28 protein-coding genes are annotated in these 26,223 nt (G+C 64.9%); 10 read left to right on the plus strand and 18 right to left on the minus strand.

All coding sequences use genetic code 11. The features are described from left to right. The first annotated feature begins 78 nt into the window (after positions 1 to 78). Both EXV95_RS10690 and EXV95_RS10695 read left to right on the plus strand, forming a co-directional pair. Positions 79 to 2,724, plus strand: a complete 2,646-nt coding sequence (locus tag EXV95_RS10690; protein ID WP_176886797.1) for a circularly permuted type 2 ATP-grasp protein — start codon at positions 79 to 81, stop codon at positions 2,722 to 2,724. A gap of 2 nt (positions 2,725 to 2,726) precedes the next feature. Continuing rightward, complete coding sequence (locus tag EXV95_RS10695) at positions 2,727 to 3,713, plus strand: transglutaminase family protein (RefSeq protein ID WP_176886798.1); 987 nt, start codon at positions 2,727 to 2,729, stop codon at positions 3,711 to 3,713. On the opposite strand, the gene EXV95_RS10700 is transcribed toward EXV95_RS10695, so the two are convergent. The 6 genes from EXV95_RS10700 to EXV95_RS10725 all read right to left on the minus strand — a co-directional run bounded on the left by EXV95_RS10700 (position 3,679) and on the right by EXV95_RS10725 (position 8,774). Then, positions 3,679 to 4,638, minus strand: a complete 960-nt coding sequence (locus EXV95_RS10700; RefSeq protein ID WP_176886799.1) for an alpha-E domain-containing protein — start codon at positions 4,636 to 4,638, stop codon at positions 3,679 to 3,681. The genes EXV95_RS10695 and EXV95_RS10700 overlap by 35 nt on opposite strands. A gap of 146 nt (positions 4,639 to 4,784) precedes the next feature. Next, on the minus strand, positions 4,785 to 5,960 hold the full coding sequence (locus EXV95_RS10705) for a putative zinc-binding metallopeptidase (protein WP_176886800.1): 1,176 nt from the start codon (positions 5,958 to 5,960) through the stop codon (positions 4,785 to 4,787). 170 nt (positions 5,961 to 6,130) lie between these two features. Continuing rightward, positions 6,131 to 6,448 (minus strand): BON domain-containing protein, encoded by a 318-nt coding sequence (locus tag EXV95_RS10710; RefSeq protein ID WP_055395483.1) that lies wholly within the window; start codon positions 6,446 to 6,448, stop codon positions 6,131 to 6,133. 109 nt (positions 6,449 to 6,557) lie between these two features. Further along, positions 6,558 to 6,950 (minus strand): hypothetical protein, encoded by a 393-nt coding sequence (locus EXV95_RS10715; RefSeq protein WP_176886801.1) that lies wholly within the window; start codon positions 6,948 to 6,950, stop codon positions 6,558 to 6,560. Between the two features lie 54 nt (positions 6,951 to 7,004). Next, the gene (locus EXV95_RS10720) at positions 7,005 to 7,169 is read right to left on the minus strand and encodes a DUF1328 domain-containing protein (protein WP_010463174.1); all 165 of its coding nucleotides are present in this window, start codon (positions 7,167 to 7,169) and stop codon (positions 7,005 to 7,007) included. Positions 7,170 to 7,367: 198 nt separating this feature from the next. Further along, on the minus strand, positions 7,368 to 8,774 hold the full coding sequence (locus tag EXV95_RS10725) for a CHASE3 domain-containing protein (protein WP_176886802.1): 1,407 nt from the start codon (positions 8,772 to 8,774) through the stop codon (positions 7,368 to 7,370). 125 nt (positions 8,775 to 8,899) lie between these two features. On the opposite strand from EXV95_RS10725, the gene EXV95_RS10730 reads away from it, so the two are divergent. Further along, complete coding sequence (locus EXV95_RS10730) at positions 8,900 to 9,532, plus strand: response regulator transcription factor (protein ID WP_010463169.1); 633 nt, start codon at positions 8,900 to 8,902, stop codon at positions 9,530 to 9,532. A 110-nt stretch (positions 9,533 to 9,642) separates the two neighbouring features. On the opposite strand, the gene EXV95_RS10735 is transcribed toward EXV95_RS10730, so the two are convergent. The 4 genes from EXV95_RS10735 to gpmA all read right to left on the minus strand — a co-directional run bounded on the left by EXV95_RS10735 (position 9,643) and on the right by gpmA (position 13,324). Beyond that, complete coding sequence (locus EXV95_RS10735; protein WP_055395489.1) at positions 9,643 to 10,068, minus strand: response regulator; 426 nt, start codon at positions 10,066 to 10,068, stop codon at positions 9,643 to 9,645. Between the two features lie 113 nt (positions 10,069 to 10,181). Then, a complete protein-coding gene (locus EXV95_RS10740) occupies positions 10,182 to 10,931 on the minus strand; it encodes a HesA/MoeB/ThiF family protein (RefSeq protein ID WP_176886803.1) in 750 nt (249 codons plus the stop codon). A gap of 91 nt (positions 10,932 to 11,022) precedes the next feature. Beyond that, entirely contained in the window at positions 11,023 to 12,459 is a 1,437-nt protein-coding gene (locus tag EXV95_RS10745) for a S41 family peptidase (protein ID WP_055395496.1), read from the minus strand. Between the two features lie 121 nt (positions 12,460 to 12,580). Then, on the minus strand, positions 12,581 to 13,324 hold the full coding sequence (gene gpmA, locus EXV95_RS10750; protein ID WP_055395498.1) for a 2,3-diphosphoglycerate-dependent phosphoglycerate mutase: 744 nt from the start codon (positions 13,322 to 13,324) through the stop codon (positions 12,581 to 12,583). 87 nt (positions 13,325 to 13,411) lie between these two features. Here gpmA and EXV95_RS10755 point away from each other — a divergent pair, with 87 nt between their 5' ends. The 4 genes from EXV95_RS10755 to EXV95_RS10770 all read left to right on the plus strand — a co-directional run bounded on the left by EXV95_RS10755 (position 13,412) and on the right by EXV95_RS10770 (position 15,955). Further along, positions 13,412 to 13,819, plus strand: a complete 408-nt coding sequence (locus tag EXV95_RS10755; RefSeq protein WP_121420926.1) for a rhodanese-like domain-containing protein — start codon at positions 13,412 to 13,414, stop codon at positions 13,817 to 13,819. A gap of 77 nt (positions 13,820 to 13,896) precedes the next feature. Continuing rightward, the gene (gene grxC, locus EXV95_RS10760) at positions 13,897 to 14,154 is read left to right on the plus strand and encodes a glutaredoxin 3 (RefSeq protein WP_015015481.1); all 258 of its coding nucleotides are present in this window, start codon (positions 13,897 to 13,899) and stop codon (positions 14,152 to 14,154) included. A gap of 108 nt (positions 14,155 to 14,262) precedes the next feature. Continuing rightward, positions 14,263 to 14,721, plus strand: a complete 459-nt coding sequence (gene secB / locus EXV95_RS10765) for a protein-export chaperone SecB (protein ID WP_055395502.1) — start codon at positions 14,263 to 14,265, stop codon at positions 14,719 to 14,721. A gap of 220 nt (positions 14,722 to 14,941) precedes the next feature. Further along, positions 14,942 to 15,955 (plus strand): NAD(P)H-dependent glycerol-3-phosphate dehydrogenase, encoded by a 1,014-nt coding sequence (locus EXV95_RS10770; protein ID WP_176886804.1) that lies wholly within the window; start codon positions 14,942 to 14,944, stop codon positions 15,953 to 15,955. Between the two features lie 29 nt (positions 15,956 to 15,984). Here EXV95_RS10770 and EXV95_RS10775 read toward each other — a convergent pair whose 3' ends face one another. Next, on the minus strand, positions 15,985 to 16,671 hold the full coding sequence (locus tag EXV95_RS10775) for a long-chain N-acyl amino acid synthase (RefSeq protein ID WP_121420928.1): 687 nt from the start codon (positions 16,669 to 16,671) through the stop codon (positions 15,985 to 15,987). Between the two features lie 478 nt (positions 16,672 to 17,149). Further along, complete coding sequence (lysA, locus tag EXV95_RS10780) at positions 17,150 to 18,403, minus strand: diaminopimelate decarboxylase (protein ID WP_176886805.1); 1,254 nt, start codon at positions 18,401 to 18,403, stop codon at positions 17,150 to 17,152. A gap of 200 nt (positions 18,404 to 18,603) precedes the next feature. On the opposite strand from lysA, the gene EXV95_RS10785 reads away from it, so the two are divergent. After that, a complete protein-coding gene (locus EXV95_RS10785) occupies positions 18,604 to 19,542 on the plus strand; it encodes a LysR family transcriptional regulator (RefSeq protein WP_176886806.1) in 939 nt (312 codons plus the stop codon). An 85-nt stretch (positions 19,543 to 19,627) separates the two neighbouring features. Here EXV95_RS10785 and coaD read toward each other — a convergent pair whose 3' ends face one another. From coaD to EXV95_RS10815, 6 genes are all read right to left on the minus strand, one after another. Further along, positions 19,628 to 20,128, minus strand: coding sequence for a pantetheine-phosphate adenylyltransferase (gene coaD / locus EXV95_RS10790; protein WP_055395514.1), 501 nt, complete (start codon positions 20,126 to 20,128; stop codon positions 19,628 to 19,630). A 131-nt stretch (positions 20,129 to 20,259) separates the two neighbouring features. Continuing rightward, a complete protein-coding gene (locus EXV95_RS10795; protein WP_255484976.1) occupies positions 20,260 to 21,312 on the minus strand; it encodes a DMT family transporter in 1,053 nt (350 codons plus the stop codon). Positions 21,313 to 21,315: 3 nt separating this feature from the next. Further along, positions 21,316 to 21,666, minus strand: coding sequence for a DUF6488 family protein (locus EXV95_RS10800; RefSeq protein ID WP_176886807.1), 351 nt, complete (start codon positions 21,664 to 21,666; stop codon positions 21,316 to 21,318). A 61-nt stretch (positions 21,667 to 21,727) separates the two neighbouring features. After that, positions 21,728 to 22,519, minus strand: coding sequence for a HupE/UreJ family protein (locus EXV95_RS10805; RefSeq protein WP_176886808.1), 792 nt, complete (start codon positions 22,517 to 22,519; stop codon positions 21,728 to 21,730). 210 nt (positions 22,520 to 22,729) lie between these two features. Continuing rightward, positions 22,730 to 23,092: a hypothetical protein gene (locus EXV95_RS10810; RefSeq protein WP_121420934.1), complete on the minus strand. Its 363-nt coding sequence runs from the start codon at positions 23,090 to 23,092 to the stop codon at positions 22,730 to 22,732. A gap of 93 nt (positions 23,093 to 23,185) precedes the next feature. Then, positions 23,186 to 24,409 carry a helix-turn-helix transcriptional regulator gene (locus EXV95_RS10815; RefSeq protein WP_255484977.1) on the minus strand — a complete coding sequence of 408 codons (1,224 nt, stop codon included), beginning with the start codon at positions 24,407 to 24,409 and terminating at the stop codon, positions 23,186 to 23,188. Positions 24,410 to 24,728: 319 nt separating this feature from the next. Between EXV95_RS10815 and EXV95_RS10820 the strand changes: the two genes are divergently transcribed. Then, positions 24,729 to 25,190 (plus strand): IPTL-CTERM sorting domain-containing protein, encoded by a 462-nt coding sequence (locus EXV95_RS10820; RefSeq protein WP_176886810.1) that lies wholly within the window; start codon positions 24,729 to 24,731, stop codon positions 25,188 to 25,190. A 168-nt stretch (positions 25,191 to 25,358) separates the two neighbouring features. After that, the gene (locus EXV95_RS10825; RefSeq protein ID WP_176886811.1) at positions 25,359 to 26,159 is read left to right on the plus strand and encodes a DUF3667 domain-containing protein; all 801 of its coding nucleotides are present in this window, start codon (positions 25,359 to 25,361) and stop codon (positions 26,157 to 26,159) included. Positions 26,160 to 26,223: the final 64 nt, after the last annotated feature.

Here is a 26,223-nt window from a genome sequence, read left to right on the forward strand (position 1 = left end):
AGGGATCGCGCCGCCGGTTTTGAAGGCTGTGGGTTACCCGCAGAGTGTTGTCGACCAAATGCCCGAAAATCGAGCGCAGTGAACCACCTCAACGACAGCCTCCCCACCCCCGACCCTTCTGACAGCGCAGCCCAATTGGCGGCTGCACTGGCGCCTGCTGCGGCGGCCGGGCATTTTGACGAGCTGCGGGGTGCCAGCGTGGCGGACGCCCCCGGCGCTGCCACTGCATCAACCACTCCCAAATCAATAGCAAACAAGCCAGATATCACTAGCGCCTGGGCCCAATTCTTTGATCAATTGGGGCCCGAGGGCTTCCAGGACCTGGACCGGCGCATGCAAAGCCTGCAGCGCCAGGTGCGCGACAACGGCATCACCTACAACGTCTATGCCGACGCCGACGGCCCGCAGCGGCCCTGGTCGGTGGATCTGTTCCCGCTGATCCTCTCGCAGGGCGACTGGGCACACATCGAGCGCGGCGTGCTGCAACGCGCGCGCCTGCTCAACCGCGTGATGGCCGACGTGTATGGCCCGCAGGAGCTGCTGCGCACGGGGCTGCTGCCCAGCGCGCTGGTACAGGGCCACCCGGGCTACCTGCGCGCCATGCATGGCGTGCAGCCCGTGGGCGGCACCCATTTGCACATCGCGGCGTTCGACATGGCGCGCGACGCGCAGGGCGACTGGTGGGTGGTGACGCAGCGCACGCAGGCGCCCTCAGGCCTGGGATATTTGCTGGAGAACCGGCTGCTCATCTCGCGCCTGTTCCCCGAGGCGTTCAGCCAGATGCATGTGCAGCGCCTGGCCGCCACCTACCGCGCACTGCTCGACGGACTGCGGCAGATGAGCCCGGCGGGGGCGGATGCGCGCATCGTGCTGCTCACGCCCGGCCCGTACAACGAGACCTACTTTGAGCACGCGTACCTGGCGCGCTACCTGGGTCTGACGCTGGTGGAGGGCAACGACCTCACCGTGCGCGACGCGCGCCTGTACCTCAAGACGCTGCATGGCCTGCAGCCGGTGCACGGCATCCTCAAGCGCCTGGACGACGAGTTTCTGGACCCGCTGGAGCTGCGCAGCGACTCGCGCCTGGGCGTGCCCGGCCTGCTGCAGGCCATCCGTGCGGGCAACGTGCTGGTGGCCAATGCGCCGGGCTCGGCGTTCCTCGAATCGTCGGCGCTGCTGGGCTTCATGCCTGCGCTGTCGCGCCACCTGCTGGGCGAAGAGCTGGCCCTGCCGTCGCTGCCCACCTGGTGGTGTGGCGAGCGATCGGCCATGCAGGCGGTGCTGCCGCAGCTCGCGCACAGCGTGATCCGCCCCACCTGGCCCATGGCGCAGCGCGTGCCCGTGCTGGGCGGTGCGCTGTCGGCGCAAGACCTGGCGCAGTGGTCCGCACGCATCGAAGCCCAGGGCGACGAATACACCGTGCAGGCCCACCTGCCGCTGTCGCAAATGCCCACCTGGCGCAGTGAAGCCGCAGAAGGTGCGGGCCAGGGCGGCAGCCCCATCGCCCCCCGCTCGGTGATGCTGCGCGTGTTTGCGGTGTGCGACGGCCCCGGCTCGTGGCGCGTGTTGCCGGGCGGGCTGGCCCGCCTGGCCCAGGGCGACAGCGGCATTACATCCATGCAGCGCGGCGGCAGCAGCGCCGATGTATGGGTGCAGACAGATGGCCCCGTGGACACCACCACGCTGCTGGCCCACAACCAGGCCGCGCCCGCCGTGGTGCACCGCAGCCGCCAGGTGACCAGCCGCGCGGCCGAAAACCTGTTCTGGCTGGGTCGCTACACCGAACGCACCGAGAACGTCACGCGCCTGGCGCGCATCACGCTGCAATGCCTCAATGGGGAGGACCAGACCTCGCAGCCGCTGCTGACCTGGCTAAGCGCCATGGGCGTGAGCCAGGGGCTGGTGCTGCCGACCGTGCCTGCGGCCGGGCAGGCACGGCGCGTGTTCGAGCGCTCGCTGATCGCCGGGCTGACGCAGCCCGCGCAGGTGACCAGCGTGGGCTACAACCTGCGCGGCATCCTGGGTGCGGCCTCGGCCGTACGCGACCGTTTGTCGCAGGAACACTGGAACCTCATCGTGCGCGCCGAGGCGGAGTTTTTTGCGCCCCGCACAGGGGCCGAAGACGACGGCGACTATTCGCCGCTGGACGCGCTGCGCCAGCTGGAAGGCCTGAGCGGCCACACCGCAGCCATGACGGGCCAGCAGACCGACCGCATGACCCGCGACGACGGCTGGCGCCTGCTGTCCATCGGGCGCCACCTGGAGCGCCTGGGCTTTCTGGCCTCGGCGCTGGAAAGTGGCCTGCAGACCGGCGCCGTGCACGATGAGGGCGGCTTCGAGGCCATGGTGGCGCTGTTTGACAGCACCATCACCTTCCACGCGCAGTACCAGCAGCGGCGCGACATGCCCGCCCTGCTGGACCTGCTGGTGATCGACCGCGACAACCCCCGCTCGCTGGCCTGGGTCGCACAGACGCTGCGCGGGCGCATTGCCAAGATCGAAGCGGCCGCCGGTACGCCCTGCGAATCCGCCGCCACGGGCATCCCCGAAGCGTCCGACCTGTCGCTGGTGGCCCTGTGCGCACAGGACGCCGAAGGCCGCCATGCCACTCTGGAGGAATATCTGGGCCGGTGTGTGCGGGGCGTGATGGGCTTGTCGGATGTGCTGGCCACGCGCTACTTCACGCATTCGGCGGATGCACTTCGGCACAGCGTAGGAGCTTGACCATGAAGCTGCGCGTCATCCACGAAACGGTGTACCACTACAGCCCGGCGGTGCAGAACGCCCAGCACATGGCCCATCTGCGTCCGCGCACCGGTGTGGTGCAGCGTGTGCTGACCCACAGCCTGCAGGTGGACCCCGCCCCAACACAGTGCAACATGGTGCAGGACGTGTTTGGCAACACCCGCGCTTTCTTCAGCCTGCCGTTCACCCACGAGCAACTGCGGGTGCGCGCCGAAAGCCTGCTGGAGACCCTGCCCGTGCCCGCCGCACCGCCCGGCGAACCTTGGGAGGCCGTGCGCGAGCGCCTGGGTTATCGGCGCGGCCAGCCCTACCACGCGGCCACCGAGTTCAGCTTTGCGTCGCCCTACATTCCCCGGCATGCCGACTTTGTGGCCTATGCCGCCGAGAGCTTTGCACCCGGCCACCCGCTGATGCAGGCCGCCCGCCACCTGATGTCGCGCATCCATGCCGACTTTGCCTACACCTCCAACGCCACCGACGCGGGCACGCCCGCGCTCGAATCGCTGCGGCTGCGCCGAGGCGTGTGCCAGGACTTTGCCCACGTGATGATCGGCTGCCTGCGCAGCCTGGGTCTGGCGGCGCGGTATGTGAGCGGCTACCTGCTGACCGAGCCCCCGCCCGGGCAGCCCCGGCTGGTGGGGGCCGATGCTTCGCACGCCTGGGTGTCGGTGTGGTCACCGGCAGCCGACGAAAGTGATGGCGCATCAGGCGACAACACCTGGTTTGACCTGGACCCCACCAACGACCGCGCGGCGGGCGAGGACTATGTGACCCTGGCCATCGGCCGCGATTTTTCGGATGTGTCGCCGCTGCGCGGCGTGATCCACGGCGGCGACCACCATGTGCTGCAGGTGGGCGTGACGGTGGAGCCGGTGCCCGGCACAGCAGTGGCTACTGCTGCAGCCGCTGCGCCAGATGCACCAGATACGCCCCTCACACCGCCGCAGGCACCAGAAAATCCCGGCTGATCCTGGCACCCAGGTCGTTCACCCTCTCCAGGAACTGGGTGAGGTAAGCATGCAGTCCATGGGTCAGGATTTCATCGATGCGTGCGAACTTCAGGTGCGCCAGCAGCCGCCCCGCGTGCCGCTGGGTCTCGGCCGACTGGCCGCTGCCCAGCATGTCGAGGTTGCCCAGCACCTCTTTCATGCAAGCGTGCAGTGAGCGGGGCATGTCGGCCCGCAGGATCAGCAGTTCGGCCACACGTTCGGGCGTGATCACGTCGCGGTACACCTTGCGGTAGGTCTCGAAGCCCGACACGCTGAGCAAGATGGCGCTCCAGTGGTAGAAGTCGTAGTCTTGGTCCTGCGCCCTGGCCGCGCCCATGAAGTCGCTCTGCACCGCGTGAAACTTCACATCCAGCAGCCGCGCCGTGTTGTCGGCCCGCTCCAGAAAGGTGCCCAGGCGCATGAAGTGCAGCGCCTCGTCCTGCAGCATGGTGCCCACTGTCACACCCCGCGAGAGGTGCGAGCGGAACTTCACCCATTCGAAGAATCGCGCCGGGTCCTGCTCCAGTGCACCGCTGGCGATCAAGCGGTTCACTTCGAGCCAGGTCTGGTTCTGGATCTCCCAGGCCTCGGTGTTGAGCGCACCGCGTACGGCCCGCGCGTTCTCGCGCGCGGCCTGAAGACAGGCCAGAATGGACGAGGGGTTGGAAGGGTCCTTGACCATGAAGTCCAGCACCTTGGCAGGGGTCACTTCGCCATGCTGGGCGGTGTAGGCGAGCAGCAGCTCGCTGATGGACAGCAACCCTTGCCAGCCCTGCTTGGCGACTTCGGTCGATTGCGGCAGCAGCGCGCTCTGGTAATTCACATCCAGCATGCGCGCCGTATTTTCGGCGCGCTCGGTATAGCGTGCCATCCAGAAAAGATGGTCAGCGGTGCGGCTCAGCATGGTCGCGCCCTCCCTTGGCGTCGTGTGTGGCTCGGTACTGGCTGCTCAAGGGGTTTCAATAGCCCCATGGCAGACACCTAGCAAGTTCCAGGCCGCCACCCTTGTCGCTCTTTGATGCAGGCAAAAAAACCAAGGAAAAAATGGCGCTAGCGCACGTCCTTGCTGGTTGTTTTGCTATTTTTTTTGACGTTTTGTTTGGGACCCGGTGGGGGCTGCGGAGCCGGAGCGGCGACTGGGGCGGGCCGCCGGGCGGCTTCGCGCACCACGTCATGCACAAACCGCAGTTTGGCCAGCACCTCGCCTGCCAACGCAAACGGATAGGCATCTGGCTGCCCCAAGCTGCGGGTGAGGCTGTTGAGCAGCAGTGTCAGCGGCACCAGGTGCTGCACCATCGACTGGAAATCAGGCGCCGGGCTGGCAAACGGGTCGATGGCGCTGCTGCGCTGCGCCCCGTAGATGCCCGGGATCGTGACCTCGGTCGCGTAGCTGGCCGACGTCTCCAGCAGATCGATCATGTGCAGATAATGGGCCCATGTTTCGGCCCAGTCTTCCCAGGGGTGGGCAGTGGCATAGGCGCTGACATGGTGGTCGGCCCAGTCGCCCAGGTCGTTGCCCTTGGCGTAGTGAGCCTCCAGCGCGGCGGCGTAGTCCTGGCGCTCATCGCCAAACATCTGGCGAAAATCTTCCAGGCGGCCGCCGTCGCGCACCAGCTGGTCCCAATAAAAATGGCCGGACTCATGGCGCAGGTGGCCAATCAGCGTGCGGTAGGGCTCACCCAGCGCGATGCGGCGGCGTGCGCGCTCATCGTCATCGGCCTCGGCCACATTCAGCGTAATCGTTCCGCTGTGGTGGCCCGTCAACACCGGCGGACCACCGGGCACCTCGGCCAAAAATTCAAAAACGGGTCCGGTACGCCCGGGGGCGGGCTCCAGGCCCAAGCGGGCCAGGCTGTAAAACAGGCGCCGCTTGGCGGCCTCGATCTGCATCCAGCGGCCCATGTTCGCGGGCTCCGACAGATCAGGCAACACCCGGGTTTGGCGGCACGAGACACACAGTTCTGCATAGTCGTTGGCAGGCACGGCAAAGTTGCAGGCCTGGTGTTCGGTATGGTTGCGGCACATACGGTACAAGCGACCGCTGTAATCCGAGCCACCGCGCCCGCCCCGGCGGCGCCACAGGTCGGCGCCATCCTGCGGCGCAGGCGCCAGGGCCGCGATGGTCAACACATCGGGCAAAAATGCCAGCGCGCTGCCACAGTGCAGACACTGCACGCTGTCGAAAAAAACCAGATGACCGCAATGGTCGCAATTGAATACCCGCATGGTGTGGAGCTTATACCCGGTAGGGTGTGGCAAACGAGCAAGACCCAGGGGTATGCCTGCTGGCGCCCCATGAAAAAAGCAGGCTCCAGGAGGTACCCGGAGCCTGCTCAGCGGTCAGTGCCTATGCGCTACCGGCAGGAAGCCCGCAGCGCAATGTTCAGGCAATCCGGTCAGGGACGAACCACGATGCTGTTGCGCACTTCACGCACATTCTTGGTGTTGCGTGCAATGGCTTCAGCCTGGTTCTTTTCAGCCTGCGACTTGGCAAAGCCCGAGAGCTGCACCGTGCCGTTGAGCGTTTCGACGCTGATCGACGTGGCGGAGACGGATTTGTCTTCAGCCATTTTTGCCTTGACGGCGGTGGTGATGCCGGCGTCATCTACATAGGCGCCAACGGTCTGTTGTTCACGGGCCACCGAGCAGCCCGTGGCCGTGATGATGGTGATGCCAGCGACAGCGGCAAAGGCGAGTGCACGTGCGTATTTCATGGTGTTGTCCTTGTTTGAAAATGGTTGGGAACGCGGGTGCTGGAAGATTGCAATCTGCCGGTCTGTTGCACCCTCCGCGACCGGCGGACTGTAGGGATAGAGACAGGCTTCAGTAGGCGTGCTTGCGGCGCGACATCCAGAGCACCAGGGTTGCGAGTACGGCGCCCGATGCGGCGGCGATCACCATCGATTTGCCGGGTTGCTCCGCCACATACTTGGTGGTGGCGTCTGCTGCATGCTGCATCTGGCGACGGGCACGGGCACTGGTTTCTGCGCAATAGCCGATGCTGCGGGCTGCCAGATCCTGGGCACGCGCTGCCAAGTCGTCAATGACGGGGTCGGTCTGGCTGCGGAGGGCACGTACGCCTTCTTCTGCTTTTTCCAGCGAGGTGTTGGCGGCCGTGCGGGTGGACTGCACGGCGTCTTGGGCGCTTTGCAGCACATCATCTGCGAGATGGCGTGCGCCGTTGGCAACTTTGTCGGTAGCGTTCTGGATACTCATGCGGAAACTCCTTGAAGGGGTGGATGCGGAATGCTTGGTTTCACGGCCGGGGCGTCAGCCCTTTTTGAGCAGACCCAGTACAAAGGTCACAACCGCCATGATGACGAACACGAAGAACAGAATCTTGGCGATGCCCACGGCACCGGCAGCAATACCGCCAAAGCCGAACAGGGCTGCGATCAGCGCGATCACCAGAAAAACAACTGCGTAGTGCAACATTTCTTTCTCCTTTTCCTCTTGAGGGGGCCGGTTGCCGGCGGGTGGGTTGGCACATGAATTTCAGCGCCTGGAATCCACTGTAAGGAGCATGGAGAGTCAAAGATGCCGGTGCCCGGCGCGCAAGCCTGTCGGCGGTGCAGCGGGCCGCCTGTAGGACGGCGCGCTGCGGCTCGCTAGCCCTGGACCAAGGCCGCTAGTTCAAACGGCCAGAGAGGGCGGCTGCGACGACGCCTCGGCGCCATGGCGCTGCAGCGGGAGCACGGCAGAGACCAGGGTGCCATTGCCCGGGCGCGAGGTGATGGACAGCCTGCCGCCCGCAGACTCCACGCGGTGGCGCATTCCCGACAGCCCGTGCGAGGTAGGACGCACCGTGGCGGGATCGAACCCCTCGCCATCGTCGCGCACCTGGACTGCCACATGCGTGGGGTACCCGTGTACAGACACCAGCACCTTGCTGGCCTTGGCGTATTTGCCGATGTTGGTCAACGCCTCCTGCACCATGCGGTACACCGTGAGTTGCGAGGCATCAGGCAACTGCACGGATTCCAGGCTCGTTTCCACTTCGATACCTGCGCGTTCGGCATATTCGCGCGTGAGGATCTCGATCGCGGCCGTCAGTCCGAGGTTGGAGAGCGATGAGGGCCGCAGGTCTTCAATGATGCGGCGCTTGAGCGCAATGCCGCTGTTGAGCGTTTCGGTCAGGTGCTTGAGCCGCTCTGCCACCTCGGGGGCGTTGGCGTCGATCCTGGACTTGAGCCGCGCAACATCCAGCTTGGCCGCAGTGAGCAGTGCACCCAGCTCATCGTGCAGCTCGCGCGCAAGGTGCCCACGCTCATCTTCACGTACTTGCTGCAGATGGTTTGCCAGCTCGGAAAGAGTTGCGGTACGGGCCTTTACAAGGCCTTCGAGGCGGTCCCGTTCGCGCTCCAGCAGGGCCTGTTCGCGCTGGTTGACGACCTGCAGCGCCTGCGCCTGGCGCAGATACATGTAGAACGCCAGCAAGCCAATGACCGTCACCGTGGCAATGCCTATGCGCGACAGCATGAGCGACTGCTCGATCTGGTCCTGGCCTAGTTTCACGTGCATGTCGCTGCGGGCAATCAACTCCAGCGCGTGCTTGCGGATGGCCTCCATGTGCTCCTTGCCCACGTCGGTATGCAGGATGAACTTCCAGGCATCTTCATTGCCCTGCCGGCGCAAACGCAGGCTCAGTTCCATCTCCGCGAGCTTGCGGGATATCTGCCGCGACAGCAGCGCAAATTCCTGCATGTCTTCGGGAGCATCCATGAACAGCCCGCGCAAGCCATCCAGGTTGGTCTGCACGGTAGCCACCGCCTTGTCGTAAGGCTCCAGATAAGTCTCGTTGCCGGTGAGCAGGTAGCCACGCTGCCCGGTCTCTGCGTCCAGCATGCTCTGCAGCAACAGGTTGACGGCCTTGCGCGTGTTCTGACCGTGGCTCATCTGCTCCACCGCATCTTGTGAGCGCATGTGACCCGTTTCGTTGATACCCACCAGCACCATCGCCGCCAGCAACGCCATGGGCAGGCTCAAGGCCATCTTGCGGACCTTGGGCAGCCAGATGCGGGTGTTTTCTTTAAGACTCATACGCGGTATTCTGGATAATGTGTGAAGACCCGGGCACCACCCTGCCAACAGGGATGACGTGCCGGAGAAGCTTTCCAACCAACAAACATCAGGAGCGGCATCACCGCCCTGCGAAAGAAAGATCGATGATCAAGATTGGCATTGTGGATGACCACGCGATAGTTCGTTCCGGGCTGCGGCAGTTCCTGTCCGAGCATGTGGATCTGCGGGTGGAGGGTGAGGCCTCCAACGGCCGTGAAGCCATCGACCTGGTGCGCAACAAGGAAATTGATGTCCTGCTCATGGACCTGTCGATGCCCGGACAGAGCGGGCTGGATGCGCTGGCCATGCTGCGGGCTAAGGCCCCGGACATGGGCATCCTGATTCTGAGCGGCTACCCCGAAGAGCACTATGCGATCAACCTGATCCGCCAGGGCGCGAGCGGCTACCTGAACAAGGAATGCGAACCCTCGGAAATCGTGGAGGCGATCCGCACCATTGCGCTGGGCCGCCGCTACCTGACGCCTGCCGTGGCCGAACTGCTGGCCCAGCAACTCAATCGCAAGGACGACGCACCGCCCCACGAGCAGTTGTCGGAACGCGAGTTCCAGGTGTTCCTCAAGCTGGCCAAGGGAGAGACGGCAGGCGATATCGCCAAGGCCTTGTCGCTCAGCGTCAAGACGGTGAGCACCTACCGCACGCGATTGATGGAAAAGATGAGCCTGTCGTCCAACAGCGATCTGACCTACTACGCGCTCAAGAACCGCTTGATTGACTGACATGGAGCAGTGGCCTCAGTCCGGGGTCATTGGGCCTGACTCAGCCCGCTGGCGAGAAGAGTAGAAAACAAAAAACCCCGCCGCGCGCGCCCGCGCTGCAGGGCGCAGCATCACAGCGAATGGCCAGGCGACGACAGGGACTGGCCAGCTTCCATTCCCGCAGGACTGCTGCTGTGCTGGATGCAGTAGTCCACCAGCGCATCAATTTCGTTGGATTTGTCGAAGACCGCATCCACCCCCAGCTGTGCACAACGCATGCGCACATCGGGTGTCGCGTAGTTGCTCAGCACCACCATCTTCTGGCCAGGGCGGCGCGAGCGGCATGCCGCCAGGACGCCCAGCCCACTGCCTTGGCGCAGAAAAAGATCCACTATTGCCAGATCCCACTGTTCACCATGGGTGGCGAGCCAGTTCTTGCCCTCGTCCTCGGTCTCAGCGACCCCTACCGCCTCTACGGACGCCAACTCTTCGAGCGTCCCGATCAGGTTCTCTCGAATGGTGGCGTTGTCTTCAACGATATAGGTGCGGAGTTTCACAGAAGGGTCCCGTTTCACTACCAACGCACATTTACGCTGGTCGAGCCTCAAATTTAGTGGCTCAGCTGAGCGGATTCTGCCAGCCGCCGCACGCGGACGCTGTAGGAGTAATCCTACCGAGCAACACACACCGTGCAGTGCGGCGCACGCGCCACGTTCATCGTGCTCCACTCCATGGAGCGTCCATCCAGCATCAACAGACGCCCAGCCAGTGACGTTCCGATGCCTGCAAGCAGCTTGAGCGCCTCGGCCGCCTGCATGGCACCCACCACGCCCACCAGCGGGGCAAACACGCCCATGGTGGAGCAACGCACCTCTTCAAAATCAGCCTCGGGCGGAAAAATACAGGCGTAACAGGGCGACGCAGCCTGGCGCGGGTCCACCACCGTGATCTGGGCATCAAAGCGGATGACGGCCCCCGCAACAAGGGGCTTGCGATGGCGCACACAGGCCGCATTGACGGCGTGGCGTGTTGCGTAGTTGTCGCTGCAATCGAGCACCACGCAAGCGTCTTGCACCAAGGTATCGAGCACAGCGGCATCTGCGCGCGCCTGGAGCACGGTCACCCGAACTTCGGGGTTGATGGCTGCCATGGCGCTGGCTGCAGACGCCACCTTGGGCTGGCCGACGCGCGCGGTGGTGTGTGCGATTTGGCGTTGCAGGTTGGTCAGGTCCACCACATCGTCGTCCACCAGGGTGATGTGCCCCACACCGGCAGATGCCAGGTACAGCGCGGCAGGCGAGCCCAGGCCACCCGCACCGATGATGAGGGCATGGGACGCCAGCACCTGCTCCTGCCCCTCGATGCCCATCTCGTCGAGCAGGATGTGGCGGGAGTACCGCAGGAGCTGGTCATCGGTCATGGCGAGAGTCTCAAGAAAAGAAGAGCAAGAAGGACAAGAAAAAAGGCCGGACTTCGCTGGAAATCCGGCCTTCAGCACAGGGAGCGAAAGCTCAATTTTCTTTCTTTTCGTCCTTGCGTTCCGTCAGTGTCTTGCTGACCAGCACGGGGCGGCCCTTGAGCTGGTTGAGCGCCTGCACGAGCTGGAAGTCCTTGTCCGAACCGAACTCTGGAGCCTTGCGTTCTGCTGCAGGCTTTTTGGCTTCTTCTTCCATGCGCTTGAGGGCGCTTTCGCGGGCCTTTTCACGGGCCTCATCCTTCTTTTCCTCGCCTTGACCGCTGCCCAGGTGCTTGTCCAGATCGGCCTCGCGCATGCGCAACGCAGCGAAGATGTTGCCTTCTTCCGATTCGTCGATCATCACGTCGGGCACGATGCCCTTGGCCTGGATCGACTTGCCGCTGGGGGTGTAGTAACGCGCGGTGGTGAGCTTGATGCCGGTATCAGGCCCCAGCGGACGCACGGTCTGCACCGAGCCCTTGCCGAAGGTCTGGCTGCCCATGATGGTGGCGCGCTTGTGGTCCTGCAGGGCGCCCGCCACGATCTCGCTGGCCGACGCAGAGCCTTCATTCACCAGCACCACGAGTGGCACGGACTTGAGGGCTGCGGGCAGGCGGCGCAGCGGGTCGCCCCCGCCACGGCGCTGGTAGAAGTCGGGCGAGGCCTTGTAAGTGGCCTTGCTGTCCGCCAGTTGTCCGTTGGTCGTTACCACCGTGACGTTTTCTGGCAGGAACGCGGCCGACACGGCCACAGCCGCATCCAGCAGGCCGCCGGGATCGTTGCGCAGGTCGAGCACCAGGCCCTTGAGGTTGGGTTCCTGCTTGTAGACCTCTTCCACCTTGCGCACAAAGTCATCGACCGTGCGCTCCTGGAACTGCGACAGGCGGATCCAGGCGTAGCCGGGCTCCACCACCTTGCCCTTGACGGACTGGGTCTTGATCTCTTCGCGCGTGATGGTGACCGGGAAGGTGCGGCTCTCGTCCTTGCGGAAGATGGTGAGCGTGACCTTGGTGTTGGGCTCGCCACGCATGCGCTTGACGGCATCGTTCAGGGACAGGCCCTTGACCGCCGTTTCGTCGATCTTGGTGATCAGGTCATTGGTCTTGAGGCCAGCGCGGAAGGCGGGAGACCCTTCGATGGGCGACACCACCTTGATCAAGCCGTCTTCCTGGGTGATTTCGATGCCAACCCCCACAAAACGGCCCGAAGTGCCTTCGCGAAATTCCTTGAAGGACTTCTTGTCGAAATACTGGGAGTGCGGGTCCAGGCTGGCGACCATGCCGGAGATGGCGTCGGTGATGAGCTTCTTGTCATCCACCGGTTCGACATAGTCGGTCTTTACGAGGCCAAACACCGCCGACAGCTGCTGGATTTCTTCCAGCGGCAGCGGAGTCATCGCACCACGCGCGACCGTCTGCAACGAAACCGTCGTCAGAGCCCCAGCCACGACACCAACCGATACCCATCCCGCAATTTTGAGTTTGTGGCCCATACAACACCTTTACCGCTTCAAAACCAATATACACCTTGGAAGGACCAAACCCGCTGCAGTTCCGCGCAGGCACTCACTTTAGACAGGGTATCGGCGGGTTTTCCCCGTCTTTACCCAGGCTTTACGCCTTGCCTTGCGATGCCACTGCCGCAGCTGCCTTGGCAGCCGCTTCTGCATCGCCCAGATAGTAGTGGCGGATGGGCTTGAGGTCGGCGTCCAGTTCATATACCAACGGGATTCCGTTGGGAATGTTCAGGCCCACGATGTCCGACTCGGAGATGTTGTCCAGGTACTTCACCAGCGCGCGGATGGAATTGCCGTGCGCGGCGACCACCACGCGCTTGCCTGATCGGATGGCCGGTGCCATGGCATCGTTCCAGAACGGCAGCACGCGGGCCACGGTGTCCTTCAGGCATTCCGTGAGCGGCACGCTGCCTTCGGCCAGAGCGGCGTAGCGGCGGTCGCTGCGCTCGCTGCGGGGGTCGGTGGCTTCCAGCGCTGGCGGCGGGGTGTCATAGCTGCGGCGCCACACCAGCACCTGCTCGTCGCCGTACTGCTTGGCCATGTCGGCCTTGTTCAGGCCCTGCAGGGCACCGTAGTGGCGCTCGTTCAGGCGCCAGTCCTTGACCACGGGCAGCCAGGTGCAATCCATTTCGTCCAGCGTGTACCACAGGGTGTGAATGGCGCGCTTGAGCACGCTGGTGAACGCCAGGTCGAACTCGTAGCCCTCGGCCTTGAGCAGCTTGCCGGCCGACATGGCCTGGGAAACACCGGTGGGCGTGAGATCCACGTCGGTCCAGCCGGTAAAGCGGTTTTCAAGGTTCCAGGTGGATTCGCCGTGGCGAATCAGAACGAGCTTGTACATGGTTTCCCCAGGAAAGGCAGGTCAAAAAAATGCGGGCCAAAACCCAGCATTCTAGAATTACGCTGTTCGCCAACCCAAGGAAGCTTCGTGAAATTCATTATTGATAACTGGTATCTGTTCCTCGTTGCACTGGCTTCGGGCAGCATGTTGCTGTGGCCGGTCCTCAAGAACGCCAGTGGCGGCTCGCTGACTCCAGCGCGCGCCGTGCAGCTCATCAACCGCGAAAAAGCGGTGGTCATCGACGTCTGCGAAACCGAGGAATTCGCCGCCGGCCACGTGAACGGAGCCAAGAACGTGCCCCTGGGCCAGCTCGAAGAGCGCCTGCCCACCGTGGTCAAGAACAAGGCCCTGCCCGTGGTGCTGGTGTGTGCCAGTGGCGCCCGCTCCAACCGCGCCGTCGCCATTGCCAAAAAGCTGGGCTACGAAAACGCCCAGTCGCTCGCTGGTGGCCTGAAGGCCTGGCGCGAAGCCAGCTTGCCTGTGGAAAAAGCCTGATCCGCCCCCAGTTATTGGGTCCGCGATAGTCTTGCCACTGATTTTTAGCCCCACAGGAAGAAAGAGGAAGGTCCGCCATGCAACCCGTGAAGATGTACACCACCGCCGTCTGCCCCTACTGCATCCGGGCCAAGCAGATCCTCAAGTCCAAGGGTGTGGAGCAGATCGAGGAGATCCGCATCGACACCGACCCCGCCGCGCGCAGCCACATGATGGAGATCACCGGCCGCCGCACGGTGCCTCAGATTTACATCGGTGACACCCATGTGGGCGGCCACGACGATCTGGTGGCGCTGGACAGCCGTGGCGAGCTCATGCCCTTGTTGGGCGCCTGACCCCCTCCCCGGGCGCTGCATAATGCAGCCCCATGTGCCCGCTGCGGGAGCTGCTCCCCGGCGGGTTTTGTTTTGCTAGCAATTTTGTAAGCTCAAAGAGACTTCACCATGGCCGATCAAGAAAACCCCGTGTTCCAGATCCAACGCGTCTACCTCAAGGACCTGTCGCTGGAGCAACCCAATTCCCCCGGCATCCTGCTCGAACAAGAGCAACCCAGCGTGGACATCCAGCTGGGTGTGGAAGCCACTCCCGTGGCCGAGGGCATCTTTGAAGTGGCCGTGACGGCTACCGTGCAGACCAAGATCAAGGACAAGACCGTGTTCCTGGTCGAAGCCAAGCAGGCCGGCATCTTCGAAATCCGCAACGTGCCCGAAGACCAGATGGGCCCCATCATGGGCATCGCCTGCCCCCAGATCGTGTACCCCTACCTGCGCGGCAACGTGGCCGACGTGATCAACCGCGCTGGCTTCCCGCCCGTCCACCTGGCCGAAATCAACTTCCAGGCCATGTACGAGCAGCAGCAAGCGCAGGCCGCCGGCCAAGCCTCGCCCATCATCACGCAGTGATGTAAAACGCCCCCTGAGTCGCTTCGCGCCTTCCCCCTCTCTCGTCGCGCTGCGCGCTACGGGAGGTGGACGCAGCCAGCGGCCTGGCAAAGCCAGTTCCGCGGCTACCGCGCCTGGGCCACGCCGGTTCCCCGGACGGCCGACGAAGCACAGCGCAGTGGGCCCTTGAAATCAATGCTATTTTTGGCCTCTACCGCCCGATAGATAAGCGCAAGCAGCTATGAAAATCATAGTATTGGGCGCTGGTGCCTGGGGCTCTGCGGTCGCCATGAGCGCAGCCCAGCACCCTGCCGGGCACGCGGTCACACTGTGGGCCCGCGATGCAGCCCAGGCGCAAAGCATGCGCGCCCAGGCACAAAACGCCCGCTACCTGCCGGGCATTGCCCTCCCCCCGTCCCTCTCAGTGGTCGATGGCGACTTCCGCGCACTGTTGCCCGGTGCCGACCTGGTCATCGTGGCCACGCCCATGGCCGCCCTGCGCGGCATGCTCCTGGCGCTGCGCGGGTGCACGGCACCTGTGGCCTGGCTGTGCAAGGGCTTCGAGGCGGTGCCTGCCGGTGCCAACTCAGCATCTTTTGGGCTGCTGGCGCACGAAGTACAAGCGCAAGTAGCTCCTGATTTGATAGCAGGCGTGTTCAGCGGCCCGAGCTTTGCGCAGGAAGTCGCCCTGGGGCAGCCCACAGCCCTGGTGGCCGCCAGCGCCCATGCGGCCGTGCGCGATGCGCTGGTCAACGCCTTTCACAGCCCGAGCGTACGCGTGTATGCCAACGAAGACATCGTGGGCGTGGAAGTGGGCGGCGCGGTGAAGAACGTGCTGGCCATTGCCACCGGCCTGTGCGACGGGTTGGCGCTGGGGCTCAACGCCCGCGCCGCACTCATCACGCGCGGCCTGGCTGAGATGACGCGGCTGGGCCTGGCGCTGGGCGCGCGGCCCGACACCTTCATGGGCCTGTCCGGCCTGGGCGACCTGGTGCTGACCGCCACCGGCGACCTGTCGCGCAACCGGCGCGTGGGCATGCTGCTGGCACAGGGCCAGACCCTGGCGCAGGCGGTGGAATCCCTGGGCCATGTGGCGGAAGGCGTCTACAGCGCCCGCACCGTGGTGCAGCGCGCACAGACCCTGGGTGTGGACATGCCCATCGCCGAGGCCGCCGTGGCCCTGCTCGACGGCCGCCTGCAACCTGCCGAGGCCGTGGCGCAGCTCATGGGGCGCGGCCCCCGGGGCGAGCTCTGACGGTAGAGGCCCCGCGCAAGACCTGACGGCTACCCCACCGACAGGCGCCGCAGCAGACCCTCTTCATCGTCGGGGTGGAAGAAATAGGGGTAAAAGCTGCGCTCCACGCTGGCCAGCTTGGGCTGGCCGCCAAATTGGTCGATGAGGCGGCGCCCCTTGTCAGCGCCGATGTGCAGCAGCACGGCGGGCGCACCCACACGCTCGCACATGCGTTCGGGGCCGATCTGGTCAAAACACAGCATGCGCCGGTAGAACGGGGCGTGGCGCGGGTTCACCTCGATGACGATGTCGGTGGCGCGCCGGGCGCGGAAGGCCACGATCCACGCAATATGGAAGATGGCGCCCAGCACATGCTTGGAACGCACCCCGGGGTCCATTGCAAGCTTGCCCATTTCGCAGATGCGCGCGCCGCGCTGGCGCAGTTCGGCGATGAACTCGGGGTACTGCTCCTCGGCCGCCAGGTGCCCGTCGTCCATGCGCACCGAGATCGTCCCCTGCGACTGCCCATCAATCTGCACCACCAGGCTGCTCAGGTCGCAGTCGTGCGACAAGGTGGCCTGCATGCTGTAGCCCTTGCGGGCATACATGCGGGCCAGCAGCCCCTGGCCCTTGCGGGACAGACGGATCTTGCAGGTCTTGGTTTCGGCACAGCCCAGGCGGCTCAGGTACTCGCCGGGGTAGGCCAGCTCGACAATGGTCTGTTCTTCGGCGTCCATGGCGGCTCCAGGGGTGGGCAAAGTGGCCTCTACCCGCCCGCGCGCCGTGCGTGGCGCGAGGCAGCCGGGGCCTCGTCGCTCCGTTGAAAACAGGGCGAAAGGCCAGCTTAGCGGCTTCTCTCGTCCCCTGGAGCCCGGGTTGGCATGGCAAGCGGACGAACGGACGGACGACCTTGGCGAAAGGCATGCCCAGCAAAAAAGCCGCAGGGCACCATGGATAGGCGCCCTGCGGCTTTTTTGGCAATCCCCTTGCGGGGCAGGATCAGAACACGCCGAACAGCATGAGCAACAGAACAACGGACAGTGGGACGCCGAGCAGCCAGGCAATGATGGGCATAGTGATCTCCTGAAAAGGGTTGAAGGGGATAAGTGATTTCACTGTATGGCCCTCCTTTTCCCGCCCGTGTGCGCCAGCACGGCGCGTGGCCGTAGGCGCGCGCCTACCGGCTGTGGGAGCGGCGCCCGCCCCACAGCACGATCAAAGCCCCAGTTCCAGCGCCAGCAGTTCGTCCACCGTCTGACGGCGGCGGATCAGGCGTGCCTGGCCACCGTCAACGAGCACCTCGGCAATCAGCGGACGCGTGTTGTAGTTGGAGGACATCGATGCGCCATAGGCCCCGGTGTCGTGGATCACCAGCAGATCGCCCACCTGGGCGGCGGGCAGGTCGCGTGGCAGCACCACGCCGCCGTCGCCCTGGGTGAACACGTCGCCCGATTCGCACAACGGGCCTGCCACCACCGTGGGTTGCTCTGCCGCCGTCGAGCCATCGCGACGCAGCAGGCTCATGCCGTGGTAGCTGCCGTACATCGAGGGGCGCATGAGTTCATTGAAGCCGGTATCGACCAGCACAAAGTGGTTGTTGCCCGCGTTCTTGGTGGCGCGCACCTGGCCCAGCAGCACGCCGGATTCGGCCACCAGATAGCGGCCGGGCTCGATCTCCAGGCCCAGCTTGTGGCCCACGATGGCCTCAGCCTGCTGGCGCGCGGCGTCCCACAGGCCGTGGTAATGCTGCGTATCGACCACCGGGTCGCCACCGCGGTAGGGGATGGACAGGCCACCACCGGCCGAGATGGCGTGCAGGTCATGCCCGGCCGCATGCGCCGTGCGCACCAGGTTGACCATCGCACCACACACCTCCTGCAAGTGGCTGTAGTCCACGCCCGAGCCGATGTGCATGTGCAGGCCCACCAGCTTCAGACCGTGCTGCTTGATCGCGGCCAGCGCTGCAGGCAGGTCGGTGTGCCAGATGCCGTGCTTGCTGTGCTCGCCGCCGGTGTTGGTCTTGTTGCTGTGGCCATGGCCAAAGCCGGGGTTGATGCGCAGCCAGACGCCATGGCCGGGCGAGCGTGCGCCCAGCTGGTGCAGCATGTCGATCGAGCCTGCGTTGACGGGCACGCCGTGCTCGACCACGCAGTCGAGCGTGGCGGCGTCGAACAGGTCGGCGGTAAAGACGATCTCCGACGGCCCTTCCCCGTCTTTGCCGGCCGTGTAGCCGGCCGCCAGCGCACGCAGGATCTCGCCGCGCGAGACCGCATCCACCTTCACGCCCTGCTCGCGCATGAGCTTCAGGATGTGGATGTTGGAGCAGGCCTTCTGCGCGAACCGGATGGTCTCGAAATTGGACACCTGCGCAATGCGCTGGCGGATGGTGGCCGCGTCATACACCCACAAGGGGGTGCCGAACTGGTCGGCCAGGGACCACAGCTGGGCGGGCGAGAAGGGGTTGGACATGGGGACTCCGAAGGCACAAAGACTGATAGGACTTACGCAAATCGGGATGCAACAACCGCCTCGCCCTGGGGTGAACCGCTTGCCTGAACCCTGTTTTGCGTAAGTCATGACTGAATGGAAGCGCGGATGATGCCCCTTCCAAGGTATTTGGTCGAATGCTTTGATTTACATCTTCTATTCAATATGGATATGCTTTGCCCATGACCGACCCCGCACTGGCCCACCGCATCACCCACCGGCACATCGAGGTGTTCCGCGCCGTGATGACCGCCGGCAGCGCCACCGGCGCCGCCGACCTGCTGCACAGCTCGCAGCCCACGGTGAGCCGCGAGCTGGCCCGGCTTGAATCGTTATTGGGCTATGCGCTGTTCGAGCGTATACAGGGCCGCCTGCGCGCCAATGCGCGGGCACTGGCCCTGTGGGACGAGGTACAGCGCTCGTGGCAGGGGCTGGAGCGCGTGGTGGACCGCGCCGTGGCGCTGGGCCGGCCCGACGCCGTGCAGCTGGCGGTGCTGTGCCTGCCCGCGCTGGCGCACGCGCTGCTGCCCGGCGCGGCGGCGCGGCTGATGCAGGGGCAGCCCCACGCGCGCCTGTCGGTCACACCGCAGGATTCGCCGCTGCTCGAAGAATGGATGAGCGCCCAGCGTTTTGACCTGGGCCTGTGCGAGCAGACCGCCGCCCCGCCCGGCACCCGCGCCGAGGTGCTGCTCACCCTGGACGAAGTGGCCGTGCTGCCCGCAAGCCACGCCCTGGCCCGGCAACCTGTGCTCCAGCTGGCGGACTTTGCCGACCAGCCCTTTGTGAGCCTGTCGGCCGACGACCCCTATCGCCGCATCATCGACGCGCGCTTTGCCGAAGCCGCCGTGCCTCGCACACTGCGCATGGAAACCCATAGCGCGGCTGCCGTGTGCGCGATGGTGGAGCACGGCCTGGGGCTGGCCGTCGTCAACCCGCTGACGGCCCTGACCGCCGCAGCCAATGGCCGGCTGGTGGTACGGCGGCTCGCGTTGTCGATCCCGTTCAGCGTGGCGGCCGTGCTGCCGCTGTACCGCCCACCGCTGCCCGAGGTGGTGCCCATGTTGGAGGCCCTGCGGGCCGAGGCAGCGGAGGTGGCGCGCCGCCTGGAGGCCGTGGCGTGACCACTGCCGCTGTAGAGAATTCGCTACTATTTATATAGCATCCCGCGCTTACCAGATAAGCGCCAGAGGCTGTTTTTGCCAAAAATCAGGGCGGCGTGAGCGTGCGCACCTTCTCGGCCAGTCGCTGCTCCACCGAGGGCGACACAAACTTGGTCACCTCGCCGCCGAGCACGGCGATCTCGCGCACAAAGGTGCTACTGATGAACTGGTACTTGTCGCTGGGGGTGAGGAACACGGTTTCCACCTGCGGCATCAGGCTGCGGTTCATGCCCGCCAGCTGGAACTCGTAGTCAAAGTCGGTCACGGCGCGCAGGCCACGCACCATGGCCTTGCCGCCCCGCTCCACCACAAAGTCGCGCAGCAGGCCCGAGAAGGCCTCGACCTGCACTTGTGGGTAGTTCTTGACCGCCTCGCGGACCATGTCGATGCGTTCTTCCAAGGTGAACAGGGTCTTCTTGTGGTGGCCTGCAGCCACGGCCACGATCACACGTTCAAACAACTGGGTGGCCCTGCGCACCACGTCTTCATGGCCCAGCGTGATGGGGTCAAAGGTTCCGGGGTAAACGGCGAGCACGTTCTGGGCCATGGCTGGTTGTCTCCTGTCTGGCGGAAGGGTCGTTGGCCCGGCCCCCGAAAGGCGTTCACGCTCTTTCCGGGGCGCCAGGCCGCGTGCGCGCATTATGCGTGCAGTGCAACATGAATCCCTGTTCAGTGAAGTCAGTGCGAATGCCCATGGTGCGCATCGGGCACGTGGGGATGGGTGTGCTCTACCGGAGCATGATGGTGCCAATGGCTGTGCGAGCCAGAGGGCATCACGTCATGGGTGTGCGTGTGGTGACCGTCGTCATGGGTGTGTGCATGCTCGTGCTCCAGGGACTCATGCACATGCGCATGTTCGTGCCGCTCCGCTAGATGCAGCACCACGCCACAGACCATCAACAGACCGCCCACCCCCATCAACCACGATCCTGAGCGGTCGCCGAGCACGAAAGCACCCAAGGCACCAATGAACGGAGCAAAAGCGAAGACAGAACCTGTGCGAGCCGCCCCGAACGCCCGTTGCGCAAGCAGGTAAAAGCGCAAGCTCAGGCCGTAGCCCGTGGCACCCACGGCCAACAAGGCCAGCGCCGGACCCAGACCCGGCACCGGCTCGTTCCATAGCCATCCCATCAGCACCGTCGCGAGCGTGCCCAGCACCGCCTTGACCAGGACCACCTGGCCAGGATCACGGTCCGCAACCCCCTTCGACAGGGTGTTGTCGATACCCCATGCCATGGTGGCCACGGTCACGGCCAACAGCCCGAGCAGTTGAACCTGGCCGACCAGACCTTGTTCCAGCACCAGCACGACGCCACCTACCAGCAAGAGCGCCACGGCAACGATGACGCGCCTGTCCAGCGTTTCACCGTACCAGCGCCAGGCCAGCAGGGCCGTGAACACAGCCTCCAGCGTCAGCATCAGTGACGCGCTGGACCCGCTGGTGCGCTGCAGGCCCCACGCCAGCGCTACCGGCCCCACCACAGCGCCCATGCTGGCCATGGCCACCAGGCGCGGCAGGTCTCCACGGCGCAGCTGCGCCTCGCGCGTGGCGGGTCGGCGCATCACCGCAGCCACCAGTGCAGCGCCACCATAGAGCAGCGCCGCCGTGGTGAACGGCCCCACGCCAGCACCAAAGCCCTGCACCAGTGGCGTGCTCAGGCCGAACAGGGCCGCAGCCAGCAACGCAAGCAATCCGCCCCGCTGCGCAGGGGACGCCAGACCGCGCCACACGGCTTATTGGCCCGTGAAATTAGCGGCAATGAAATTGCCCGGCAGGCTGTAGAACATGTACAGCGTCTGTTTGCTGGGGTCCACCACCGCCGGGTTCTTGAAGGTCAACTTCCACTCCTTGCCCTTTTTTCCCTCGACGGCTTCCACACTCTCCGGCTTGACCGCAGACCACGAGGCGTCCAGCTTGCCCGCCATGACCAGCGCCTGTTTGCGCTGGTCGGCGCAACCCCTCACCACGGACTCGGTCGCAGCCTTGGCCCCGTGGAAGTGGCAACTGCTGCCCTTGTCAGCGTAGGCGGCGGGTGCCCAGCCAGCGGCAGATAAAACGATGGTGGCGATGAGAGACTTTTTCATGATGAGGTCCTTGAAGACTTGGAGGTAAAAACTAAACGGGAAAAAAGAAAAAGGCGCAGATTCACCGAAGGGTGTTGCGGCTGTCATCCTGGGTGTTTTCGATATTCATGTCCTCATGGACATGGCGGTGTTCTTGGGTGGGAAAGCGAAAACTGTCCGGCGCCGTGTCGTGCTGGTAACCGTGTAGCTGCGTGAACAGCAGATAGACACCGGCATAAATCAGCGCCAGATTGGCAGCATGGCTAAAGCGCCGGAAGGAGGGCCTATGCCGCCAGGCGGCCAGCAGCGCCACCATCACAGCCAGCGCCGCGACCTGGCCCAGTTCCACCCCCACGTTGAAGCTCAGGATGCGCCCCAGCATTGCGGTCGGATCGTCACCCAGCGGCAACTGCTGCAACCGGGTGGACAGGCCAAAGCCATGCAGCAATCCGAAAATGAACACAGCGCCCAAAAGGTTCGGCGACTGCATGTCAAACACCCGCTGAAATCCGCCGTTGTTGTCAAAACCCTTGTAGATCACGCTTGCAGCAATGGTGGCATCGACCAGGTAGTAGTTCCAGGTGATCTGGAAGTACGTGGCAAACACCAGTGTGATGCAGTGGCCCACGGTGAAGACCGTCACGAACTTGGCCACCTCCTTGAACGTGGTCAGGAAAAATACCACCCCCAACAGAAACAGCAGGTGGTCGTAGCCCGTCAGCATGTGGCTGGCGCCCAGGCCGACGTACTGCAGGTAGCCGCCATCGAGCATGCGCTGGCGGTCCTCCTCGGAAATACCGTGCGCAAAGCCCAGCAGCGGGACAAAGCCCAGCAGCAGCAATGCCACCAGGCGATGGGAAATCATTCGGGTCATGGTTCAAGAGCCCTGTGTGCGGGTGAAGACAAGCTTGCGTGGTGCGACGCAGTGGCAGACCAGCTCCTTCGGAACTGCATCCAGAGCGCCGCAACGCCGCCTCTGGCGTAGCCAGCAAGCCGGAAAGAAAAAGCAAGGAAACAAAAAGGCAGGGATCGCTGGTGGAACACCAGCACAGCGACGGTCCTCAGCAACCGCCGCGCAGGCCTGTCAGGCCCAAAAAGTGCTGCGCTGCGGAGGACGCAAGGGGCCGTCTAAAAAGACCGATGCGTGCCCCGGAACCGCGTGGGGCACCAACACTGAGGGGACGGGATCGCTGGCAACAAGAGCCATCGCGGGCAGCAAACCAGGCAATTGCACCGCCTGGTGCGCATGCTGATGGGGCGGCTCGCTGCCATCAGCTTCCAGGTGCAGGGTCTGGTCGGCATGGTGGTGGTGGCCCACCTCCTGCGCATGCACCACCATGTGAGCGATGACCTCTTTCTGGTGGTCGACGTGGACAGGCGACAGCCACGCCAGCGCCTGCCAGACCATGGCAATCAGCAGGAAAAGGGCTCGGCGCTTGCTGGTCACGGAAAGATTGTATGGGGCACCTGCCCCGCGCCGTGTAGCCCCTGGCTGCCTATAGGGCGTGGACCGCCCCCACGCCCCCTTTGCGAAGGGCCGTCACACCACCGCAATCCCCTGCAGTGCCAGGTTGCCCGGCGCCAGCAGCATCAGCCGGGCCACCAGCGCCACCAGATCCTGCTGGCGCTGGGTGCGCGTCTTGGCCAGCAGCGCGCTCATCTGCGTGCGCACGGTCGAGATGCGCGAGCCGCGTGCGTCCGCAAAATCCTGCGGGGTCTGGCCGCGCATCAGCGCCAGCAGCAGGTCGGCCTCGGACGGGCTCAGGCGATAGGCCTGGCGGGCCAGAGCCACGGCAGCCTCGCTGCACAGGCTGCGCTCCAGCACCACCCAGGCGACGCCCGGCGCGCGGTGGCACAGGCCCAGCGCAGCCAGATCGCTCAGGGGCAGCGTCACCAGCAGCAAGCCGCCCTCGGTGCCGGGCAGCTCCACACAGCCGCTGCGGCCCTGCAGCGATTGCTGGAACAGCGCGCGCAGCGCGGCATCGGCCGTGCTGGCCAGCACCGGGCTGCGCAGCAGCGTGCGCAGGGCGACGCTTTCGGGCCGGGCGCTCAGCAGCCGGGCGCGTGCATTGGCGTGCAGCAGGCGGCCGGCGGTGTCAAAGAACAGCAGGCCCATGGGCATCTGCTCCATCAACGACTCCAGGCCCTGGGTGCGCGCACGCAGCGCCACCATCTCGCGGTGCAGAAAGGCCGCGCGCTGCACGCCGCCAAACTCTGCGCGAAAACGCGCGACTTCCTCCGGTGTGAAGCCCTCGTCGTCCCCCTGGCGGTACACCGACATGAACAAATTGCCCACCGGGTGCGACGCGCCCTGGCTGCCGCCAAACATGCGGGTGCCGATGCCGTACTCGCGCAGGAAGTCGCTGTAGATCTCGCTGCGGCGAAAGCCGCGCGTGGCGTGCACGGGCGCGTCCGTGGCCACCCAGGTGCCCGACGGGCCCGTGCGCGCTCGCTGCGCCATGGCGTCGTCCCACAGCGGGTCTTGCAGGCGAAAGTGCGTGGCATAGCGCTGCGCCGCCTCGGGCGTCACGCCCATCGCCAGCAGCGCGGGTGCGCCGTCGCTCGATGGCGACTGCAGCCAGTAGTCCACCTCGGGGTGCGCGGCAAATTCCGCGCCCCACTGCGCCAGCTGGTCCAGATCGCTGGCCAGAAAGGCGCCGCCGAGCAGGTCCGCGCGAAAGCTGGCGGCGTAGCGGGCCAGCGCGTCGCCAAACCGGGTGCCGTCCGACACCGATGCCAGCAGATCGCAAAAAGCAGGATGCAAACCCATTCCCTTTATGCAGAGCCTGCGCCCGCCGGAATGCTGCCCCAGCGTTTGCCCCCTACCCGTTACCCTTTGCAAAAGGCAGGCAGGCGGGCCGGACGCAGGCACCCGGCTTCGCACAGGCCATGTGTTTCATAGAAAGCGGCGGATCGTAGGAGCCGCCCCTGGCTGCCGTCATCATCTACCCGAATGAGAACATAGCGAGCGAGGCTCCTCCAGGTAGCGGATGGGCAAGGGCGCCGGGGCTTTCTACAGTCCCTGCGTGTCGCCGCTCGCGCCAGCGGGCGGCATGGTCCATTTTTTTCCAAGCCTCGCACCCATGAAACTCCGCCGCCGCATTTTCCGCGTTGCCCTGTTCCGCTCCGTGTTCATCAGCGCCTGCCTGGCCGCAGGAAGCGCCCAGGCCCAGTGGGCCACCATCAACACCATCAGCAACCCGCCCGGCGCGTTCACCATCACCTGCACCGATTTCCCGGTGCCCGGCCCCCAACAGGTCTGCGCCGTTTCGCCGCCACTCCCAGTGGGCAGCACGGTCCGCGGCAACTGCGGCGGCAACGTCCGCATGGTCGATGACCCGGCCCGCCCCAACACCTGGCTGTACCAGGTGGGCCCCCGGCCCGCCAACCCACCCACGGCCACCTGCGACTTCACGGTGAACGCGCCCAACGTTCCCCCCGTCGGCGCCACCGCCGTGCCCACCCTGGGTGAATGGGCGCTGATCATGCTGTCGCTCGCGGCGGCCACGCTGGGCATGGGGGCACTGCGTCGCAAGAAGTTTTAGGACCTATTGGGCACTAGCGCTTATCCATCAAGCGCCAATAGCCACAAAAAACATAGCAAATCCACGCAGCGCCGTCGCTCATCGTCGTTCATGTGAACGATGGCGGCTGCCGGGCCACAGCCTACGATCCGCAGCCCACCCCAGCCCGGCCTGCGCCGTTCCTTCCTTGTGATTCCCCGTCCGCCCCAGCCCACTCCCACCACCGTCAGCGACGCGCTGTTCGACACCCAGGCCTGCCTGAACTGCGGCGCAGCGCTCTCTGGCCCGTTTTGCGCGCAGTGCGGTCAGAAGAAGGCCGCGCGCATGGGCAGCAGCACCGTGCGCAAGGAAGCGTGGGAGCGTTTTCGCTGGTTTGAATGGAACACCCTCCGCAACGCACTGCGCGTGCTGCCCCAGCCCGGCACCACCGCACGCGAATACGTGCTGGGCCAGCGCAAGGACCACCCCCACCCGCTGACCCTACTGTGCCTGGCCATCGGCTTCCTGCTGATCGTGCTGGGCCACACCGACTACTTGCGGCCCGAGCTGCCCAGCGAAGCGGCGCAGCGGATGTTTGAGCTCGTCACAGGCTACTCCAAGTGGTCGTTTTCGCTGGGCGCGGTGGCGGCCTTTGCCAGCATGTGGCTGGTGTTCCGCCGGTGGGGCTACAACGTGGCCGAGCTGCTGACCCTGGCACTGTACTGCCAGGCGGTGTTCATCGCGCTGCAGATGGTCAACCAGCTGCCGCTGGTGCTGGCGCCGTCGCCCGAGCTGTTCAGGTGGCACAAGGCCTGGTCTCCCTGGTACATGACGGCGCTGCAGACGCTGATGCTCATGGTGGCGCTGCGGCAGTTTTTGGTGCTGGATTGGCGGCGCGATGGCTGGCGGCTGCTGCTGGCCGGTGCGCTGTTCGCGGCGCTCAAGTGGCAGGCCACCCAGCTTTATGCCCGCGCAGTGGTCGAACTCGTGCTGTGGCAAATGGGCGCGTGAAAAGCGTGAACAAGTTCATGAAAACCTGTCGGGCCGCAGCCACATCCTTCACCTGAATGATGTT

The organism is Acidovorax sp. JMULE5, assembly GCF_013376875.1.
Classification (GTDB): Bacteria; Pseudomonadota; Gammaproteobacteria; order Burkholderiales; family Burkholderiaceae_C; genus Acidovorax; species Acidovorax facilis.